This window comes from Blautia sp. JLR.GB0024, from assembly GCF_037000545.1.
Taxonomy (GTDB): Bacteria; Bacillota; Clostridia; order Lachnospirales; family Lachnospiraceae; genus Blautia; species Blautia celeris.
The window spans coordinates 144,146-162,494 of the sequence record NZ_JBANBF010000003.1 but is presented as its reverse complement, the minus strand read 5'-3'; the positions used below and the strand labels follow the sequence as shown (position 1 = coordinate 162,494).

The following is an 18,349-nucleotide window of genomic DNA, read 5'->3' as shown; positions in this document are numbered from 1 at the left end:
TTGGTAATCAAACTATTAGAAGATAAAAGTAAGTAGAAAGAAATTTCAGCTTTCAGATAATAAAAAGTCGGAGGATAGGATAATGATCGTTGAACCTAAGGTAAGAGAATTTATCTGTACAACAGCACATCCGGAAGGATGCCGGGAAAATGTGAAAAGGCAGATTGCATATGTGAAGGAAAAGGGCCAGGTATGCGGACCGAAAAAGGTACTGGTAATCGGTGCTTCCACAGGATATGGACTGGCAAGCAGAATTACGGCGGCTTTTGCATGTCAGGCAGCCACCATTGGAATCATGTTTGAAAAGCCGTCCAATGGCAAACGGACAGCAACGCCGGGCTGGTACAACACGGCAGCCTTTGAGGAGCTTGCACAGGAGGAAGGACTCTATGCAAAATCCATCAATGGAGACGCCTTCTCAGCGGAAGTAAAACAGCAGGCAATTGACATGATCCGGGCGGACCTGGGACAGGTTGACATGGTGATCTACAGCTTGGCGGCACCGAGAAGGACGACTGCGGACAACAAAACATGGTCCTCCACTCTGAAGACGACAACAGGTGCTTTCACGGAGAAGAGCCTGGATCTGAGAAACAATACAATTGTGACCAAGACAGTAGAGCCTGCAAATGAGGAGGAGCTGGAGGGAACCATCAAAGTTATGGGCGGTGAGGACTGGATGGACTGGATGGATGCCCTGACAGATGCCGGCGTGCTGGCTGACCATGCTGTGACAGTGGCGTACTCCTACATCGGACCGGAACTTACTTATCCCATCTATACAGAGGGAACCATCGGACAGGCCAAAAAGCATCTGACAGAGACAGCAGGCAGGATACACGAGAAACATCCGGGTATTCAGGCATATATTTCTGTGAACAAAGCCCTTGTGACACAGGCCAGTGCAGCTATTCCTATCGTGCCTCTTTATTTTGCCATTCTGTATAAGGTGATGAAGGAACAGGGCACACATGAGGGATGTATTGAACAGATTTCACGCCTGTTCCATGACAAACTTTTTGCTGCGGAGATTCCCACAGACCCACAGGGCCGCATCCGCATGGATGACTGGGAGCTGGCACCTCAGGTACAGGGTGCTGTCATGGACTGCTGGAAAGAAGTGAATACGGAGAATGTGGAGAAACTTTCTGATATCGAAGGATACTGGGAAGACTTCTACCATATGTTCGGTTTCCATTTGGACAATGTGGATTACAGCAGAGATGTGGAGATACAGGTGGAAATTCCGAGCTTGGTATAGGCTGGGCGTTCCCTTGGCACCCGGCAGCACGTTTCGTGCTGCACAGATATGGAGCAAGCTGCTCCATATCGCGCTGGCTGCCGCGGGAGTTACATGCCTATGGCCTGAAAAGGCCTTGTGGAAAATAACACTTGCTTTTTTCCGGATAATTTCATATACTTTATAACTAACAGCACCTGCAGTATGCAGCTCATGGACAACTCCTTTTCTATGGTGATTCAGCATTTGGGGACAGTGGTACTCTCTGTAAAGAGGATCCGCTTTGACCTGTTTTTTATTTCCTTATCTTATAAAAAAGTCTTATATGTCCTATTCAGGACGAAATTTCCCAAAATATAAAAAAATCATGGTAAAACCATTGCCTGCAAAATGATAATTTGCTATAGTATAAAAAAGAGATGCAGTCTGTCTGTGTATATTTACAAATGCAGTGAATGCAGTGCTATATAAGCGGATGTTTTTTCAGAGTGCCTGTAAGGAGGTACAGTGAAAAAATCCAGGCCCCCTGCTGTGCGTGAGAAGTTCCCGGCACATTCAGAACATGAGGACAAGGCCATGAAGACCGCCGTGTCCTTCTTCGCCAGGGAACTGCTGCCCATGGCGGGTGTGAAACAGAAGGTCAGAAGGATAGCTCCTACAGAGAGTATCCATCTGGAACTGAAAAAATTTTATGAGGATTTAAACCTCATTATGGAGGATGATACCTGCGGTCATCTGGAGTTTCAGAGCAGGGATGGGGGAATCGAGGATATGAGACGGTTCCGGCTATATGAGAGTATTATCAGCTATCAGTATGGGATTGACGTTGTGACCTATGTTATATACAGCGGCAGTGTAAAACATCCTGTTACCAGCATGAAATGCGGTAAAAATACTTACAAAGTGGTTCCTGTGATGCTGTCTGACAGAGACGGAGACAAACTTCTGAAAAAGCTGGAGAAGAAACAGGGAGAGGGCAGGAAACTCTCAAGAAAAGATCTGGCAAAGCTTTCCCTGCTTCCATTACTGGGAGGCGAGACATCCCAGAAAGACAGGATGGAACGGGCCTTTCGCCTAACGGTCAGCCAGGAGGTCACGCAGGAGGTTAAGAAGACAGAATCTATTTTGTACACACTGGCGGAAAAATTTCTGGAAAAAGAGGAATTGGAAGAAATTAAGGAGGTGTTGAGTATGACGTGGCTGTACAGTATGCTGACGGAAGATGCAGAAAGGGAAGGAGAACGAAAAGGTGAGAAAAGAGGTGAAAAAAGAGGTGAAAGGCGAGGAAAACAGATGGGACTGGAAAAAGCGGCGGTCAGTTTTCTTGATGTTCTGCCCCCGGAGGTAATAGCAGAAAAGCTGGATATCCCACTGGAGAGGATCAAAGAACTGAAATAGAAATCCATGCTGCGAATACCTGCCGCCACTACTCTTTTGCACGGTCAGCGCAGTAAATGCGCAGACCTGACTGAACAGTTACCAAAAACAACATAAAAAAGCCAGCCGGATTCTTCATGCGCTTTGCCGCAGTTATTTTTATCCAACTGCGCAAATTTCATGAAGTCCCGGCTGGCTATACCATATCCCTGCTTCCGTACAATGAAAGCCTCATTTCTTTAAAAATCAGATTTATGCAAGGAACCCACAGGATTCATCACATCATTAACCTATCCTATCATTGACCATCCGCATCATTCCAGAAAACGAATCAGATTACCGCCCATCACATCATGCCACTCTTCCTCCGTAAGCCCGGCGTTTGACCGGATATCCTCCACAAACATGGAAAAATCCATCTCCCTGCATTTGGAGGGATAGAGCAGCAGCGGAAAATCACTTCCAAACAGCAGCCTTTTACTGCCGATCATGGAGATGACGGAGCGAAAACTGCGGATGTGGTACAGCAGGGGATTGGCGGCTGTGTCATAGCAGACATTTTGGAATTTGCCCTGATATTTTGGGTTCATTTCATAGAAGGGAAGTCCGCCGCCCATGTGGGCCAGAATGAGCTTCAAATCAGGATATTTCTTCACCAGTCCGGGTATAGGGGCCAGACTGGTAAAGTCCCTGCCCGGATAGGCATGTCCCACCGGTTCCCCGCAGTGGATGCATACAGCAAGACCATAGTGCTGTGCGCATTCCAGAACATCTATAAAATCAGAATCCTCAAAATCATATCCATTTCCCCCGGGGCCAAGTTCGCCTATGCCGGTAAAGCCCAGCTTGGCACACCGTTCAATTTCGGCGATGGCTTTTTCCCGGAATTTGGGATTAATGGAAAGAAAGCCTTTCAGCCTCTTGGGATGGCGTTTCATCATATCAGCCATATAATCATTGTGCAGGGTCATGAGTCCCTCATCATTCCAATACCATCCCTGCATGACAAGGCCGTAAATACCGGCTTTGTCTGCGCATTCCAGAGCTTCCTCGGCGTTGGCCCAGGCCTCCTCGGTCCCCTTGCCGTTTTCCGGCTTCTTTGTGAGAAGGGCAAACCAGTTGTCCCTGGCAGCGTATTTCTCCCAGTTCTCATAGACCTCAGGGGGAAAGAGATGGACATGGCTGTCCCAGATCTTAAAATCATGCATGGCAGATCCTCCCCATGAAAAATATTTAATTACAGAACCCTGATCATTTTTCTTCCATATCCTGCTCGCTTGGAAGATTGGCGATAAATTCATGGAAGCTCTCAGCAGCAGCCATGTATTCATCCTCCCGCTCGATATTGGTCACCACAGGGTTGCCTTCCTCGTCCTCCGCATAGCGGAACAGATAAGTCTCCCCGGATGTACTTTTGCCATCCTTGTCAAGGGGAACAAGAGCAATGAACTCACCGAAGTCCTCCACCGGGAAAGTGGTGAGAACGGCACACTCCAGGACTGTGTTATCCTCCAGAGTCAGTTTGATGGTTGGGTTCGGAACCCTGGGAATAGAACCTTTGCCGGCGCTGGAGCAGTTGGAGCTGCAGGTAGCGCAGTCGCTGGGGTCGCAGCCGCCGATATTTGCTGTGAATGTTTCTTCACTCATATGTGTTACCTCTCTTCTTTTCTATCAGTATTCAAAATACGGCCAAGAACCGCATTTTGACTGCTTTCATACTATCAGATTAGGGAAAAGATTGCAACAGTTACGAATTGGCGATTGCAATTTTATGGGGTCACACGTATAATGAGAGTAGTCTTCAGAAGAAGACCAGTGTAACAGTAAGGTACCAAAGAGGGAGGAATCATTGTGAAGCGGGACACTTCCTATGTGATCAAGAGAGCAGAGCATTTTAAGTCCATTCTGACAGCAGAGGGATTCCTGGTGGGAATCGTAGCCGGACTTGTGGTCCTTTTATACCGGGTACTTCTGGAGTACGCGGGCAGGGGCATGAACGTTGTCCTTGCATATGGAAGAAAATATCCACTGGCTGCGGGAGGCTGGTTTGTTGTTTTATTCATTCTCGCCTGTGTTGTAGGGCGTCTTGTAAAATATGAGTCATTTATCTCCGGGAGCGGTATTCCCCAGGTGGAAGGAGAGATGGCAGGTAAATTAAATCAGGTCTGGTGGAGAGTGCTGCCTGCAAAATTTCTGGGCGGCTTTTTGTCACTCTTTGCGGGGCTGTCTCTGGGAAGAGAGGGTCCGTCCATCCAGATTGGGGCCATGGCAGGAAAGGCAGTATCAAAGGTACTGGACAGGAGCAAGACAGAAGAAAAATTCCTGCTCACCTGTGGCGCAAGTGCCGGACTTTCGGCTGCGTTCCATGCACCTCTGGCAGGTGTGATGTTTTCACTGGAGGAGATCCACAAGAACTTTTCTGTATCCGTGCTGGTGTCTGTCATGACAGCGTCCATCACGGCAGATTACATATCCTCCAGATTTTTGGGATTCCGTTCTGTATTTCAGTTTGAGATAACAGGCTCTATTCCGGCAAAGTATTACGGACATATTATTGTGCTGGGGATCATTTTGGGACTGATGGGCGCCTTTTATAATAAGCTGACCTTGTTTGTGCAGTCCCTGTTTGGGAAAATCCGGGGGAAGAGGGCTGAGACGACCAGGCTTCTTATTCCCTTTCTGCTGGCCGGGGCGCTGGGCCTTATCATGCCTGAAATCCTGGGCAGCGGGCATAATATTATTGATATTATCACAGAGGGCAATGTGATGCTGAAGACCATCCTTCTGCTTTTTGTGATGAAGCTTTTATTTTCTGTCATTTCCTTTGGTTCCGGCGCGCCGGGAGGGATTTTCTTTCCGCTGCTGGTACTGGGGGCTTTGATCGGCGGGGCATACGGAACCTTTGCCGTGCAGTTTCTGGGACTTGATGCCCATTATCTGAACAATCTGATCATGTTGGCCATGGCCGGGTATTTTACTGCGATCGTGCGGGCACCCATTACAGGTATTATCCTGATCTTTGAGATGACAGGCAGTGTCAGCCAGATGCTGTCCCTGTCCCTGGTGTCCATCGTGGCCTTTCTGGTGGCAACTGCGGTGAAATCGCAGCCTATTTATGAGAGCCTTCTGGAAAATCTGCTGAGAAAGCGGGGCGAGCCGGTGCCGGAGAAAACAGGTGAGAAGATTTTACAGGAATTTGTGGTCCGCCATAACTGTGAGCTGCAGAATAAAATGGTGCAGCAGATCGAATGGCCGAAAAACTGCCTTCTGGTGGCAGTGCAGAGAAACGGTGCAGAGCTGATTCCAAAGGGGCGCACCATATTGATGGCAAGTGATACCATTATCACCATGACAGATGAACAGGACGCGCCGGGAGTACATGACAGGATGGAGGCACTGTGTTCGGAACAAGAGAGATTGAAATGAGGTGAACAGCTTGACGAAGAGAATGGACGAGGCATCAAAGGAGATACAAGCTTTGCCAGTATATCCGGGCAAACCGGGAGTCATAAGGATGGAAAAGGGATATCAGTTTACTGTTTCTGTCCCGGATGGGGATGAGGCATTTCTTCTTCTGTACCATGCAGGGGAGAAAAAGCCGGTAAAGGAAATCCCTTTGTCAGAAGAAAAGAAGACGGGGAATTTGGTTTCTGTCTGCGTGACAGGCATTTCCCCTGACAGGTATGAGTATAATTACCGTATCGGAAATGAAGTGATACAGGATCCCTACGCGGTCTATCTTTCCGGTGCAGAAAAATTCGGACAGCCGCAGACAGAAGATACGGACATCATCCGGTGCGGATTCCGGAATGAAAAATACAGATGGCAGGATGATTCCTTTCAGCCCTGTTCCCTGTCGGATTCTATTATCTATAAGCTGCAGGTACGGGAATATACCATGCAGAAAAATTCCGGGGTCCGTTTAAAAGGAACCTTTAAAGGGCTGGAGCAGAAGATCGCATATCTGAAAGATATGGGTGTCACGGCAGTGCTTTTGATGCCGGCCTATGATTACAGGGAGATTGAGAGGAAGCGCAGCGCCGGAAGGCGGCCGGAACCTGCCTATGCTTATAAGGAAAGTGTGCCCGGTAAGATAAACTGCTGGGGGTATACAGGCGAGGCCTGCTATTTCGCTCCAAAGGCATCCTTCTGTGCCACAGACCGTCCGGTGCGGGAATTTTCACATCTGGTGGATACTTTGCACCAGGCAGGGATGGAGTGTCTGATGGAATTCTATTTTGACGGTTCTGTAAGTCCTTCGGTTATGCTGGATATTCTGCGTTACTGGAAGCTTAAGTACCATGTGGATGGATTTCATCTGATGGGGAGCGGCATCTGCCAGGAAGTCCTGGTAAGGGATGCGCTGCTTTCCAGAACAAAGCTCTTCTTTCACGATGTGGACGGCGGATATCTCTATCAGGGAAAAATACCGGCATTTAAAAATGTGGCGGAGTACAACGAAGGGTTTCTCTACTGTATGCGCCATCTGTTGAAAAGCGATGAGAACATGCTGGAGGATTTCATTTACCGGAACCGGAGAAATCCCAAAGAGACGGGAATCATCAATTACCTGGCGGACCAGGACGGCTTTACCATGATGGATATGGTGTCCTATGATGAGAAACACAATGAGGACAACGGTGAGGACAACAGGGACGGCATGGAGTACAACTGCAGCTGGAACTGTGGGGCAGAAGGTCCCACCAGGAAAAGAACAGTGCGGGAACTGCGGCTGCAGCAGCTTAAAAATGCGTTTTTGCTGCTTCTGCTGAGCCAGGGCACGCCTCTGATCTTTCAGGGGGATGAGTTCGGCAATTCCCAGAAGGGCAACAATAATGCCTGGTGCCAGGACAATGACATCGGATGGGTGGACTGGAGTGCGTTCAAATCCAACCGGGCACTCTATGAATTTGTTAAAGAAGCCATTGCCTTCAGAAAAAAATACTACATTCTGCATATGCAGGAAGAGTTAAAAGGAGTGGACTACAGGGCACTTGGCTATCCGGATCTGTCTTACCACGGAGCGCAGGCCTGGTATGCGCCCTGTGAGAGAAATCTGCGGCATCTGGGAATGATGTACTGCGGAGATTATGGGAAGCAGGAAAAAGAGTTTTTATTTGTAGCATATAACCTGCACTGGATGCCTCATGAATTTGCACTGCCCAATCTGCCGAAAGGGTCTGTATGGAAATTCGTGGCCAGCACCAGCAGGCAGGAAGGAAAGGTTTTTACAGAAGAAGAGGTAAAGACGGCAAAGCAGAAGGGGAAGGGTAAAAAAGCTGTGGAGGTGCCGTCGAGAACTATAGCAATCTTAATCGGAAAGCAGGAAACAGCGTAATGCATATATGGGCACATTTCAAGACAATTACCAGCCATAAGCTGCTGGTCATGCGCTACTGTTTTAAAATAGGTCTGTACCGGCAGGGGCTGCTGCATGACCTGTCAAAATATTCCTGGACGGAATTTTCCGTTGGATGCAGGTATTATCAGGGAAACAGAAGTCCCAACAATGCGGAGCGGGAAGACACCGGGCTGTCCACATCCTGGATTCACCACTATGGAAGGAATAAGCATCATTTTGAGCACTGGGTGGACTACGGTGTGGACTGTGACACAGTCATTCAGGGTGTTCCCATGCCCAGGAAATACATTGCGGAGATGGTCATGGACCGGATCAGCGCTTCCAGGGTCTATAATCCGGGGACTTATACGGATCAGGCGCCTCTGGCCTATTTTCTGAAGAGCAGAGACAGACTTTGGTTTGTGCATGAGAAGACCAATGAGGACCTGGAATTTCTGCTGCGCATGCTGGCGGAAAAAGGGGAAAAGGAAACCCTCAGGTATATCAAAAAAGTATATTTGAAAACCACTTTCAGGGGAGAGAGTGTGTGATGCTGCAGTTCCCTTTCTGTAAAGGGCAGAGAAGGGACTGCAGGTGAAGAACAGTTACATAAACAGATAAGGGGTAAGGTGATCAAAATGAATCCGGCAGATATTTTAAACATTGTGACTTCCCAGTACGGGAATGTTGTGGAAAAGTATACGACGGGAATTATGCTGGCAGGGCTTATATTTGCACTGCTGAACTGTTTTATGGGCTATAAGCTCAGGAAAGTCTGGGGCAGTATCCTCGGGCTTGTGATCGGTGCCGCAGCGGGCGGTATTGCAGGGTATTATTTTCTGCACGAGGCAAAATATGTGGTGATCGCGGGACTTGCCGGAGCGGTGGTGCTGGGTGCGCTTGCATGGGTATTTTATAAACTTGGAATTTTTGTGCTGTGCGCAGGCCTTGTATATGCGCTGGCAAACTCTTTTTTCAGTGCGCCTACGGACACGGGCAGGATCATCTGCATTGCCATAGGAATTTTTGCAGCCACCATGGCTATCGGATATGAGGAGTATGTGATCATCGGCATCACGGGTATCTGCGGCGGTCTTGGCGCCATCAGGATTCTGTTTTCCATGACAGGCAAAGACGGCGGCGCGGGTACATGGCTGCTGGGTCTGATCCTGGCTTTTCTCGGAATCGCGGTGCAGGCAGCGCCTCTTCTTCGAAACAGGGAGAAAAAGCAGAGCAGCAAAGGCAGCAGCCGGGAACCGCTTTTCAACCGGAAGAAACGGAAGTTCAGCCTTCCCACGCTGCCGGGCAGGAAAAAGAAGACCAGGAAGAAAACGGTATATAAGACCACAGAGAAGAGCAGAAATAATACGGCCCAGAGCCGGACATCTTCCGGAACAGGAAGAAGCGGGGGCGGCAGCCGCAGCCAGACGCCGCGCAGCCAGACACCGCGCAGGCCGGCAGAGGAGCCGGGAGAGAAGACAAGAGAGATCCCCGATATGGCAAAGCTGCGGGAACAGGACTATAACCGCAGACCGGAGCCGGATAATGCCCCATACCGGGGTGTGGGAACGGGAATTGACCTGGATGATCTGAGCCGGGAGCTTTCCCAGGAAATACAGAAAATTTATAAAGAGGATGAATAGATACCGGGAGGCCGTTTGTGTAGTTGACAAACGGTCTCTTTCTTAGTATACTTTGAAAGAAAAGATTTGATAATCAAACTATTTGAAAGTTTAAATGAATTCCCGGATGTGATTCTGTGAAGTAATGATTCAGCAGGTCTGCGCATTTACTGCGCTGAACAGTTATCCGGTGAAAATATGATGGAATAAGAGGTAGGAAGAATATGGTAGCGAGGATAGTCGGAACAGGCAGTGCAGTTCCCGAAAATATTGTGACAAATGATGATCTGTCCAGGATCGTGGATACAAATGATGAGTGGATTTCCACACGGACCGGAATCCGGGAGAGAAGGATTGCAAAAGAGGAAAATACAACCATTCTGGCATGCCGCGCCGCCAAAAAGGCTTTGGAGAATGCGGAAATGGATGCCGCGGATGTGGAGCTGATCCTAGTGGCTACCTGTACACCGGATTCATTTTTCCCGAATACTGCCTGCCGGGTACAGAAGGAAATCGGTGCCTGGAACGCCGTTGGATTCGATTTAAGTGCAGCGTGTTCGGGGTTTGTATTTGCCTTAAGCACGGTTCAGGCGTATATAAAAAGCGGAGTTTACAAAAATGCGCTGATCATCGGAGCGGAAACTCTGTCAAAGCTCCTCAACTGGGAAGACAGAGGTACATGTGTGCTGTTTGGGGACGGGGCAGGGGCCGTCGTGGTAAAGGCTCATGAGACAGGATTCATGGATATGGTCCAGTGGTCAGACGGCAGAGGGGACAGTGTTCTTACCTGTGGTGCTCGCCAGATGAAGAACGTTCTGGTACCCGGTGCCCAGGAGGCGGATTATGTTGCCATGGAAGGACAGCCTGTTTTCAAATTTGCCGTAAAAAAGGTGCCGGAGTGTATTACACAGGTACTGGAAAAGACCGGGACAGAGAAAGAGGAGATCAGGTATTATGTTCTGCACCAGGCCAACAGCAGAATCATCCAGTCAGTTGCCAAAAGACTAAAGGAGGCGGAGGAAAAATTTCCCATAAATCTGGAACGTCACGGCAATACATCCGCCGCCAGTATTCCCATTTTGCTGGATGAGATGAACCGTGAAGGAAGGCTGCAAAAGGGGGACAAGATCATCCTGTCAGGATTCGGAGCTGGTCTGACCTGGGGAGCCGCGCTGCTTGAATGGTAAGCACTGTCCCGCGAAGCGTGCTGCCGGGCAAGCAGTGAGAGTAACGATTTCTGTTCCATAAAGTACAGGTATTGTGGTAAGATATAAGCATACAGGCAAAGGAAAAGGAAAACGGAGGAGGATTTATGAAATTACTGATAAAACAGAGGGTATTTTCCTGGACAGACACCTATGATGTGTACGATGAATACGGTAACCCGAAGTATTTTGTCAAAGGAGAGTTTCTGTCTATTGGCCATAAGATACACATTTACCGTCACGATACCGGTGAGGAAGTAGGCATGGTGAGAGAAAAACTGATGACTGTCATGCCTCGGTTTGAGCTGATTGCAGGGGGCAGGGCTCTGGGGAGTATCCAAAAACGCTTTGCATTGTTTAAGCCCAAATATGAGATCGACTATAATGACTGGAGAGTGGAAGGCGATTTTCTGGAATGGGATTACGATGTCTATCAGGAATGCTGCCCGATCATGCATATCAGGAAAGAGCCCTTTCACTGGGGGGACACGTATGTGATCGACTATGCCTGCCAGGACGATGAGCTGATCGGCCTGCTGACGGTGATCGCCATTGACGCGGCAAACTGCAGTGATGGAAACCGGTAAACACGGCAGAAACAGGACAGGGAGAAAACATTTGGAAAATAACAGCAGCAGGAAACTGATTGAGTATATAAAACAAAAACCGCAGATATATGAAGCCAGCTCCTCCGCTTTCTGGGATGATGAGAATATTTCCGGATATATGCTGGAGGCGCACTTGGACCCGGATGCGGAAGGCGCAACCAGGAAGCATGAATTTATACAAAGATCCGCGGACTGGATTGCAGAGCGCTGCGGGGGAGGAGCGGGAAAGAAGCTTCTGGACCTGGGATGCGGACCGGGACTCTATGCAGAGCTGTTTGATGACAGGGGATTTCAGGTGACAGGTCTTGATTTTTCCAGACGGTCCGTCCAATACGCCAGAGAACACGCTGCCGGGACAAAGAGGGACATCCGGTATGAATATAAGAATTATCTGGATATGGATGAGGAGAATGCATTTGATGTCATAACTTTGATCTATTGTGATTTCGGTGTACTGCCTCCAAAGGACAGGAGGATTCTGCTGGGGAAAATAAAAAAGGCACTGAAACAGGATGGAATCCTTATTCTTGACGGATTTACCCGTGCTCTGCCTTTTGAAGAACTGGAGACGGTTCAGTATCAGGATAAGGGATTCTGGTCAGCCGGACCTCATGTGGTCATTCAGCGCAATTACAGATATCCCGAGACAGATAACACTCTGGAGCAGTATCTGGTGATTACAGAGGAGGACTGCCACTGTTATAATCTTTGGAACCAGCGGTACACCAGGGAAACCTTAAAAAAGGAAATAGAGCGTGCAGGGCTGTGCTGCACGGAATTTTATGATAATGTGGCAGGAAAGGCGTTTACAGGCCGGGATACGACAATCTGTGCTGTCGCAGAGAAACAGGCGGAGGGATAAGCGGCGGACATGTATTTTATGCGGCGGTGTCCTCCGGATTCAGAATACAGCGGGTGAGAAATGCGGAACAAAATAAAAGTGCCTCATATGGAAAACCGGAAATTTACAGGCTTCCATATGGGGCACTTTTATTTTTTAAAGAATCAGCAGACGGATTTCATCATTTCATATGCGCCGTCGCGCTGGATCTTGTTCAGCATATCTGTGACAGCGGCTTCAAATCCGGGCATAGAGCACAGATCCATATCCCAAAGTGCTTCATTGCCACAGACCGCGTGCACGTATTCCTCTGTGGTATCATCCTTATGTGCTGCAAAAAAGGAGAGAACATTTCTGTCGTCCGACACAGTATAAGCACCACCGTCCGGACGTACGGCAGCAAGACCCGCGTCTGTCAGTTCCTTCCCCCGGTAAAACGCCAGATAGAAGGCAAAGGAGGCTGTGAGACAGAGCGGCAGTTTTCCTGTCCTGTCCATATACGCCTTCAGGGACGGCAGGACCCTGGCTTTCCATTTGGAGGTGGAATTCAGGCAGATGGACAGCAGTGCATGGTCGATAAACGGGTTTTTAAAACGCTCTGTGACGGCGGAGGCGAAACTCTCCAGCTCCTCTTTGGGAAGAGACAGGGTGGGGATGATCTCCTCATGGACTGCTTTATTCATAAAGCCGCAGACTACATCATCCTCCATACAGTCCCGCACGATATCGAACCCGGCCAGATATGCCCCCATGACCATGGAGGTATGAGCGCCGTTTAAGATTCGGACCTTGCGCTCCTTGTATGGTTTGTGGTCATCTGTGATGAGGACCGGAAGCCCGGCCTTCTCAAAAGGAAGTTCCTGTTTTAAAGCAGCAGGTCCCTCAATGACCCAGAAGGCAAAGACTTCACCGGTATCCATGGCGGCGTCCAGATAGCCGTTTTCCTCATTCAGCGCATCCTCTTCCCCTTTGGGAAAGCCGGTGACAATGCGGTCCACAAGCGTGGAGCAGAACATGTTCTCCTCCTCCAGCCATGTAAGGAAGCCTTCCTCCAGATCCCACTGTGCGGCATACGAAAGCACACATTTTTTCAGCTCTTTTCCGTTTTCCGCAATAAGCTCACAGGGAAGAATAACGAATCCCTTTCCTTTTTCGCTGCCGAAGATTTCATAACGGCGGTAGAGAAACTGGGTCAGCTTGCCCGGAAAGCTGGAGGCCGGTCTGTCCTGAAACCTGCAGGCAGGGTCGTATACGATTCCGGCCTCGGTGGTGTTGCAGGTGATAAAGCGCAGATTAGGATTTTCGGCGCAGGCCATGACCGCGTCGTAATCTTCATAGGCATTCAGGCAGCGGCTGACACAGGAGATGACACGCTTGTCACTGACCTTTTTTCCGTTTTCAAAGCCGCGCAGATATAAGGTGTAAAGCCCTTCCTGGGTGTTCAGGTCATCAGCCAGGCTGTGGCCGGGGCGTTTTGGCCGGGGCTGGACAAGAACTGCCTTGCCGTTGAAACCTGTCTTTTCATTCAACATATCAATAAAATGGTCTGTAAAGGCCCGCATAAAATTTCCTTCCCCAAATTGGAGGACACGTTCGGGAGCCTCCCGGAGAAGATAGCCTTTGTAATTCTGTTCTTTTAATATCTGATAACTGAGTTTTTCCATGATTTTTATTCCCCTGTTGTTATATTTACATTACCATCCACAGGCGCTGTCACGCGAAATGTGTTAAAGCGTAACACCCTGTTTGAAAATAGCCATGTCATGAAAACCGGCTTTCTCTGCTTTGACTTTCTCACCGGAAGCGACCTGCAGCACATACTCAAAAAGCTGACTGCTCAGCTCCTCTAAGGGCACACCCTCTGTCATGGGACCGCAGTTGAAGTCAATCCAGTTTTTTTTCTTCTCATAGAGGGCAGTATTGCTGGAGATTTTCACGGTGGGCACAGGGGAGGCGAAAGGGGTGCCTCTTCCTGTGGTGAACAGGACAATATGGGCGCCTGATGCAGCCAGGGCTGTGGAGGCCACCAGATCATTGCCCGGGGCGCTGAGCAGGTTCAGACCCTTTTCCTTTACCGGTTCCCCGTAGGCGAGAACACCTTTTACAGGCGCGCTGCCTGATTTTTGTGTGCATCCCATGGATTTGTCTTCCAGCGTGGAGATCCCTCCCTTTTTATTGCCGGGGGACGGGTTTTCATAGATGGTCTGGTTGTGGCTTTTGAAATAATTTTTAAAGTCATTGATCAGTTCAACGGTCCTGTCAAACAGCGCTTCATTGGCGCAGCGATTCATAAGCAGTGTCTCCGCGCCGAACATTTCCGGTACCTCGGTGAGAATCGTAGTGCCTCCTTTGGAGATGAGCAGGTCTGAGAAAACGCCCACGGTCGGGTTGGCTGTGATGCCGGACAGACCGTCGCTGCCGCCGCACTTCATGCCGATGACAAGTTCCCTGCAGCTTATGGGCTCTCTTGAAAAACTGCCTGCATACTCTGCAAGTTCCCGGATGACGGCAAGCCCGTCGCGGATCTCATCCTCAGATTCCTGCGCCACCAGGAAACGAACTCTTTTGGGATCGTAGGAACCGATATATCGCTTCAGTTCCTCTATATTGCTGTTCTCACACCCCAGGCCCAATACAAGGACGCCCCCTGCATTGGGGTGGTTGATCAAGTCTGCCAGTATCCTGCGTGTGTGTTCCTGATCCTCCCCCATCTGGGAACATCCGTAGGGATGAGGAAAGGCTGCGATGTCATCAATGGTGCCGGTCTTATAGATCTGTGCCTGTTTTTCAATGGCTTCTGCCACGTTGTTGACGCAGCCGACGGTTGGAATGATCCAGATTTCATTGCGGACACCGGCCTGGCCATTGCTTCTTCTGTACCCGTGAAAGAAGCGCTCCTCAGTGGGGGCAAGCTCTGCCGCATCCTTATGATAAGTATAGGTAAGAAGATCTCCCAGGCCTGTTTTCATATTATGGGTATGAATCCAGGAGCCTTGGGCGATGTCCTCCCTGGCCTGTCCGATGGGAGAGCCGTACTTTATAACTGCCTCCCCTGCCCGGATGTCCTTCAGGGCAAACTTGTGACCCTGGGGGATATCTTCTGATAACAGGATTTCCTTATGATCCAAATGGACAGAGGTGCCTGCTGCAAGCGGAGCAAGCGCTACGGCAACACTGTCATCCGGATGAATCTTCAGATAAGTCTGCATGGGAATATTCATCCTCCTTTATAAAATGCGATTCCATATAATAGCTAAGTATGAAATGTAAGGGCTTACACTAAATCTACAACTTGGTGGGGAGTTCGTCAACATGAATTTTAAAAATTGGACAAAAAACAAGAATTTTATTAATATTTCACAAAAATAAAAGAGAAAACTTGTGAAAAATATCGCGGCAAAAAGAATTGCTTTTTTGTTTTCCTGTCTGTATAATGAAAAATAAAGTGTAAGGGCTTACACTTCCACAGCGAAAGGAACGTGGGATTATGAACATATACGATATCGCGAAGCTTGCAGGGGTTTCCATTGCCACCGTATCACGAGTGGTCAATGACAGCCCAAAGGTGAGTGAAAAGACAAAAGAAAAGGTACGGGCAGTCATGGCAGCAAATGACTATATACCCAATGTATTTGCCAGGGGCATGAGCCTGAACTCCATGAAGACAGTGGGAATCATCTGTCCAAGTGTTTCAGACCATTATATGGCATCTGCTGTGGCATATCTGGAGAAGAACCTGAGAAATTACGGTTATGACTGCATTTTATACTGCAGCGGATATGAGCAGGAGGATAAGGAGATCTCTGTGCAGATGATTCTGCAGAAACGCATTGACGCGCTGCTTTTAGTGGGCTCCTGCTACGCGGGGGACAAGGAGTACGGGGAAGACATTACTTATATTAAGAAGGCTTCCGAAGAGATCCCCGTGTTTATTATGAACGGTTTCATTGACGGGGAGAATATCTACTGTATGCTCACAGATGATTACCAGTCCGTGTTTGATGCCGTTTCCGCTATGATCGCCTCAGGCAGAAAGCAGATCCTGTTTCTCAGTGATTCTTATTCATACAGTGCCATGCATAAGCTGCAGGGGTATGAGGATGCCCTGAAGGCTGCAGGCATTCCGGTGTTCGGGGAGCGCAAGGTCTACATCAAAAATGAGATCCATCTGGTGCGGGACATTCTGCTGGCCAGAAGAGATCTGGTGTTTGACGGCGTCATTGCCACAGATGACGGTCTGGCAGTGGGCGCAGTAAAATACGCCAAGGCAAAGAAGCTGTCCGTACCGCAGGATATCAGTATTATAGGTTACAATAATTCAGAACTTTCCATTGGATGTGAGCCGGAGCTGACATCCATAGACGGCAGGGGTGACTTGCTGTGCAAGATGACAATTGACTCCCTGATGGAGGTCTTAAAAGGAGAAAGCGTGGAGCACAGAAAATATGTGCGGTGCCGTCTGGAGAAACGGTGCACCACAGATTTTTGATAAAAAGCCCATCGCCAAAGGCGGTTTTAAAATTTCCGCAGAAACGTAGCGGAAAAAGAGTGAAAGGAAAAGAATCATGAGAGGATTAAAGAAAGCCTTTATACTTGCTTTATGTGTCACTGCAGTTCTGGGACTTGGCGGCTGTTCTTCCATTAAAAGTGAGAAGAGAATCGTTCGGATTTCCCATGCCCAGTCTGAGACACATCCGGAGCATCTGGGACTTTTAAAATTTAAGGAATATGTGGAGGAGAATCTGGGAGACAAATATGAGGTTCAGATTTTTCCAAATGAGATACTGGGTTCCGCGCAGAAGGCCATAGAGCTGACGCAGACAGGCGCCATTGACTTTGTTGTGGCGGGCACAGCCAACCTGGAGACTTTTGCAGATATATATGAGGTGTTCAGCATGCCGTATCTGTTTACTTCCGAGGAAGCCTATCATGAGGTGATGGGCGATACGGACTATATGAATCAGGTCTATGCGTCCACGGACGAGGCAGGTTTCCGGGTACTGACCTGGTACAATGCGGGAACCAGAAGCTTTTACGCAAAAAAACCGATTCATACACCGGAGGATCTAAAGGGCCTGAAAATCCGTGTACAGCAGAGTCCGGCCAGTGTAAACATGGTAAAAGCTTTCGGCGCGGCTGCCTCCCCTATGAGTTTCGGCGAGGTTTACACCGCCATACAGCAGGGTGTCATTGACGGTGCGGAGAACAATGAGCTTGCCCTTACCAATAACAAACACGGGGAAGTGGCAAAATACTACTCTTACAACAAGCACCAGATGGTGCCGGATATGCTGATCGGAAACCTGAAATTTTTAAACGGACTGAGCAGTGAAGAGCGTGAAGTATTTGAACAGGCTGCCCTTCTGTCCACAGAGGTGGAGATGGAAGAGTGGGACAAGCAGGTGGAAGAGGCAAAAGATATTGCGCAGAACCAGATGGGTGTGGAGTTCATTGACGTGGATGTGCAGGCATTTAAGGACAAGGTGTCCAATGTGCAGCAGGATATGCTGGATGATAACCCGGACATTCAGGAATTGTATGACCATATCCAGAAAATCAATGAGAAATACGCAAAGGAGGAAGAGTAAATGAAAGCCTTACACTCAATCCGAAAAGTTATCAATACGATTTTAAGCTCTGCCTGTGCTGTTATTTTTGCGTTTATGGTATGCATCGGAACCTATCAAATCGTGATCCGTTACTTCTTCAACAGTCCCAGCACCGTTTCCGAGGAGCTTCTGACCTACAGCTTTACCTGGATGGCGCTGCTTGCCTCCGCTTATGTGTTTGGTAAAAGAGACCATATGCGTATGGGATTTTTAGCAGATAAGATCACAGGGACAAAAAGAAAAGTCCTGGAGATCGTGATCGAAATCCTGATCATGCTCCTGGCCGGAAGTGTTATGATTTACGGCGGGGCTACGATCATGAACCTTACCATGACCCAGAAGACGGCTTCCCTGGGAATACCCATGGGTATCATCTACACGGTCGTACCGCTTTCCGGCGTGCTCATTGTGCTGTACTCCATTTTCAATATTGTGGATCTGTGCAGCGGATATGAGCAGGAGCACCGGGAAGTGAAAGAATAATCTGAGGAAAAGGAGTTTCGATT

The 18,349-nt window shown here is 48.7% G+C and carries 16 protein-coding genes; 12 read left to right on the top strand and 4 right to left on the bottom strand.

Going from position 1 to position 18,349, the window contains the following annotated elements; genetic code table 11:
• The first annotated feature begins 82 nt into the window (after positions 1-82).
• Both fabV and V8Q34_RS08940 read left to right on the top strand, forming a co-directional pair.
• Positions 83-1,261 (top strand): enoyl-ACP reductase FabV, encoded by a 1,179-nt coding sequence (gene fabV / locus V8Q34_RS08945; RefSeq protein WP_033143282.1) that lies wholly within the window; start codon positions 83-85, stop codon positions 1,259-1,261.
• A gap of 486 nt (positions 1,262-1,747) precedes the next feature.
• Positions 1,748-2,638 (top strand): hypothetical protein, encoded by an 891-nt coding sequence (locus V8Q34_RS08940; protein ID WP_335835252.1) that lies wholly within the window; start codon positions 1,748-1,750, stop codon positions 2,636-2,638.
• 293 nt (positions 2,639-2,931) lie between these two features.
• Here the strand turns inward: V8Q34_RS08940 and V8Q34_RS08935 are convergent, their stop codons facing one another.
• Entirely contained in the window at positions 2,932-3,825 is an 894-nt protein-coding gene (locus V8Q34_RS08935) for an amidohydrolase family protein (RefSeq protein WP_052099679.1), read from the bottom strand.
• A 43-nt stretch (positions 3,826-3,868) separates the two neighbouring features.
• Entirely contained in the window at positions 3,869-4,264 is a 396-nt protein-coding gene (locus V8Q34_RS08930) for a DUF1292 domain-containing protein (RefSeq protein ID WP_033143280.1), read from the bottom strand.
• Between the two features lie 204 nt (positions 4,265-4,468).
• Between V8Q34_RS08930 and V8Q34_RS08925 the strand changes: the two genes are divergently transcribed.
• The 7 genes from V8Q34_RS08925 (at position 4,469) to V8Q34_RS08895 (ending at position 12,255) form a co-directional block, all read left to right on the top strand.
• Positions 4,469-6,043 carry a ClC family H(+)/Cl(-) exchange transporter gene (locus V8Q34_RS08925; protein WP_054352897.1) on the top strand — a complete coding sequence of 525 codons (1,575 nt, stop codon included), beginning with the start codon at positions 4,469-4,471 and terminating at the stop codon, positions 6,041-6,043.
• 10 nt (positions 6,044-6,053) lie between these two features.
• Positions 6,054-7,955 carry a glycogen operon protein GlgX gene (locus V8Q34_RS08920; RefSeq protein ID WP_335835251.1) on the top strand — a complete coding sequence of 634 codons (1,902 nt, stop codon included), beginning with the start codon at positions 6,054-6,056 and terminating at the stop codon, positions 7,953-7,955.
• The gene (locus V8Q34_RS08915; protein ID WP_033143277.1) at positions 7,955-8,509 is read left to right on the top strand and encodes a DUF5662 family protein; all 555 of its coding nucleotides are present in this window, start codon (positions 7,955-7,957) and stop codon (positions 8,507-8,509) included. The genes V8Q34_RS08920 and V8Q34_RS08915 overlap by 1 nt, the downstream gene beginning before the upstream one ends.
• An 87-nt stretch (positions 8,510-8,596) precedes the next feature.
• Entirely contained in the window at positions 8,597-9,601 is a 1,005-nt protein-coding gene (locus V8Q34_RS08910) for a TMEM198/TM7SF3 family protein (RefSeq protein ID WP_227211338.1), read from the top strand.
• A 203-nt stretch (positions 9,602-9,804) separates the two neighbouring features.
• Positions 9,805-10,767, top strand: a complete 963-nt coding sequence (locus V8Q34_RS08905; protein WP_335835250.1) for a beta-ketoacyl-ACP synthase III — start codon at positions 9,805-9,807, stop codon at positions 10,765-10,767.
• A 125-nt stretch (positions 10,768-10,892) separates the two neighbouring features.
• The gene (locus tag V8Q34_RS08900; protein ID WP_033143274.1) at positions 10,893-11,372 is read left to right on the top strand and encodes an LURP-one-related/scramblase family protein; all 480 of its coding nucleotides are present in this window, start codon (positions 10,893-10,895) and stop codon (positions 11,370-11,372) included.
• Positions 11,373-11,403: 31 nt separating this feature from the next.
• Positions 11,404-12,255: a class I SAM-dependent methyltransferase gene (locus V8Q34_RS08895; RefSeq protein WP_335835249.1), complete on the top strand. Its 852-nt coding sequence runs from the start codon at positions 11,404-11,406 to the stop codon at positions 12,253-12,255.
• A 143-nt stretch (positions 12,256-12,398) separates the two neighbouring features.
• On the opposite strand, the gene V8Q34_RS08890 is transcribed toward V8Q34_RS08895, so the two are convergent.
• Positions 12,399-13,898: a tagaturonate reductase gene (locus tag V8Q34_RS08890; protein WP_335835248.1), complete on the bottom strand. Its 1,500-nt coding sequence runs from the start codon at positions 13,896-13,898 to the stop codon at positions 12,399-12,401.
• A 63-nt stretch (positions 13,899-13,961) separates the two neighbouring features.
• On the bottom strand, positions 13,962-15,443 hold the full coding sequence (locus tag V8Q34_RS08885; protein WP_335835247.1) for a UxaA family hydrolase: 1,482 nt from the start codon (positions 15,441-15,443) through the stop codon (positions 13,962-13,964).
• Positions 15,444-15,721: 278 nt separating this feature from the next.
• Here V8Q34_RS08885 and V8Q34_RS08880 point away from each other — a divergent pair, with 278 nt between their 5' ends.
• From V8Q34_RS08880 to V8Q34_RS08870, 3 genes are all read left to right on the top strand, one after another.
• Positions 15,722-16,723 (top strand): LacI family DNA-binding transcriptional regulator, encoded by a 1,002-nt coding sequence (locus V8Q34_RS08880; protein ID WP_033143271.1) that lies wholly within the window; start codon positions 15,722-15,724, stop codon positions 16,721-16,723.
• A 76-nt stretch (positions 16,724-16,799) separates the two neighbouring features.
• A complete protein-coding gene (locus tag V8Q34_RS08875; RefSeq protein ID WP_033143270.1) occupies positions 16,800-17,822 on the top strand; it encodes a TRAP transporter substrate-binding protein in 1,023 nt (340 codons plus the stop codon).
• Positions 17,823-18,326: a TRAP transporter small permease gene (locus V8Q34_RS08870; protein ID WP_148392341.1), complete on the top strand. Its 504-nt coding sequence runs from the start codon at positions 17,823-17,825 to the stop codon at positions 18,324-18,326.
• Positions 18,327-18,349: the final 23 nt, after the last annotated feature.

Excerpts from the sequence above, each read along its gene's own strand:
- fabV (WP_033143282.1), top strand. The coding sequence starts at position 83 with ATGATCGTTGAACCTAAGGTAAGAGAATTTATCTGTACAACAGCACAT.
- V8Q34_RS08935 (WP_052099679.1), bottom strand. The coding sequence starts at position 3,825 with ATGCATGATTTTAAGATCTGGGACAGCCATGTCCATCTCTTTCCCCCT.
- V8Q34_RS08930 (WP_033143280.1), bottom strand. The coding sequence starts at position 4,264 with ATGAGTGAAGAAACATTCACAGCAAATATCGGCGGCTGCGACCCCAGC.
- V8Q34_RS08915 (WP_033143277.1), top strand. The coding sequence starts at position 7,955 with ATGCATATATGGGCACATTTCAAGACAATTACCAGCCATAAGCTGCTG.
- V8Q34_RS08910 (WP_227211338.1), top strand. The coding sequence starts at position 8,597 with ATGAATCCGGCAGATATTTTAAACATTGTGACTTCCCAGTACGGGAAT.
- V8Q34_RS08905 (WP_335835250.1), top strand. The coding sequence starts at position 9,805 with ATGGTAGCGAGGATAGTCGGAACAGGCAGTGCAGTTCCCGAAAATATT.
- V8Q34_RS08900 (WP_033143274.1), top strand. The coding sequence starts at position 10,893 with ATGAAATTACTGATAAAACAGAGGGTATTTTCCTGGACAGACACCTAT.
- V8Q34_RS08890 (WP_335835248.1), bottom strand. The coding sequence starts at position 13,898 with ATGGAAAAACTCAGTTATCAGATATTAAAAGAACAGAATTACAAAGGC.
- V8Q34_RS08885 (WP_335835247.1), bottom strand. The coding sequence starts at position 15,443 with ATGCAGACTTATCTGAAGATTCATCCGGATGACAGTGTTGCCGTAGCG.
- V8Q34_RS08880 (WP_033143271.1), top strand. The coding sequence starts at position 15,722 with ATGAACATATACGATATCGCGAAGCTTGCAGGGGTTTCCATTGCCACC.
- V8Q34_RS08875 (WP_033143270.1), top strand. The coding sequence starts at position 16,800 with ATGAGAGGATTAAAGAAAGCCTTTATACTTGCTTTATGTGTCACTGCA.
- V8Q34_RS08870 (WP_148392341.1), top strand. The coding sequence starts at position 17,823 with ATGAAAGCCTTACACTCAATCCGAAAAGTTATCAATACGATTTTAAGC.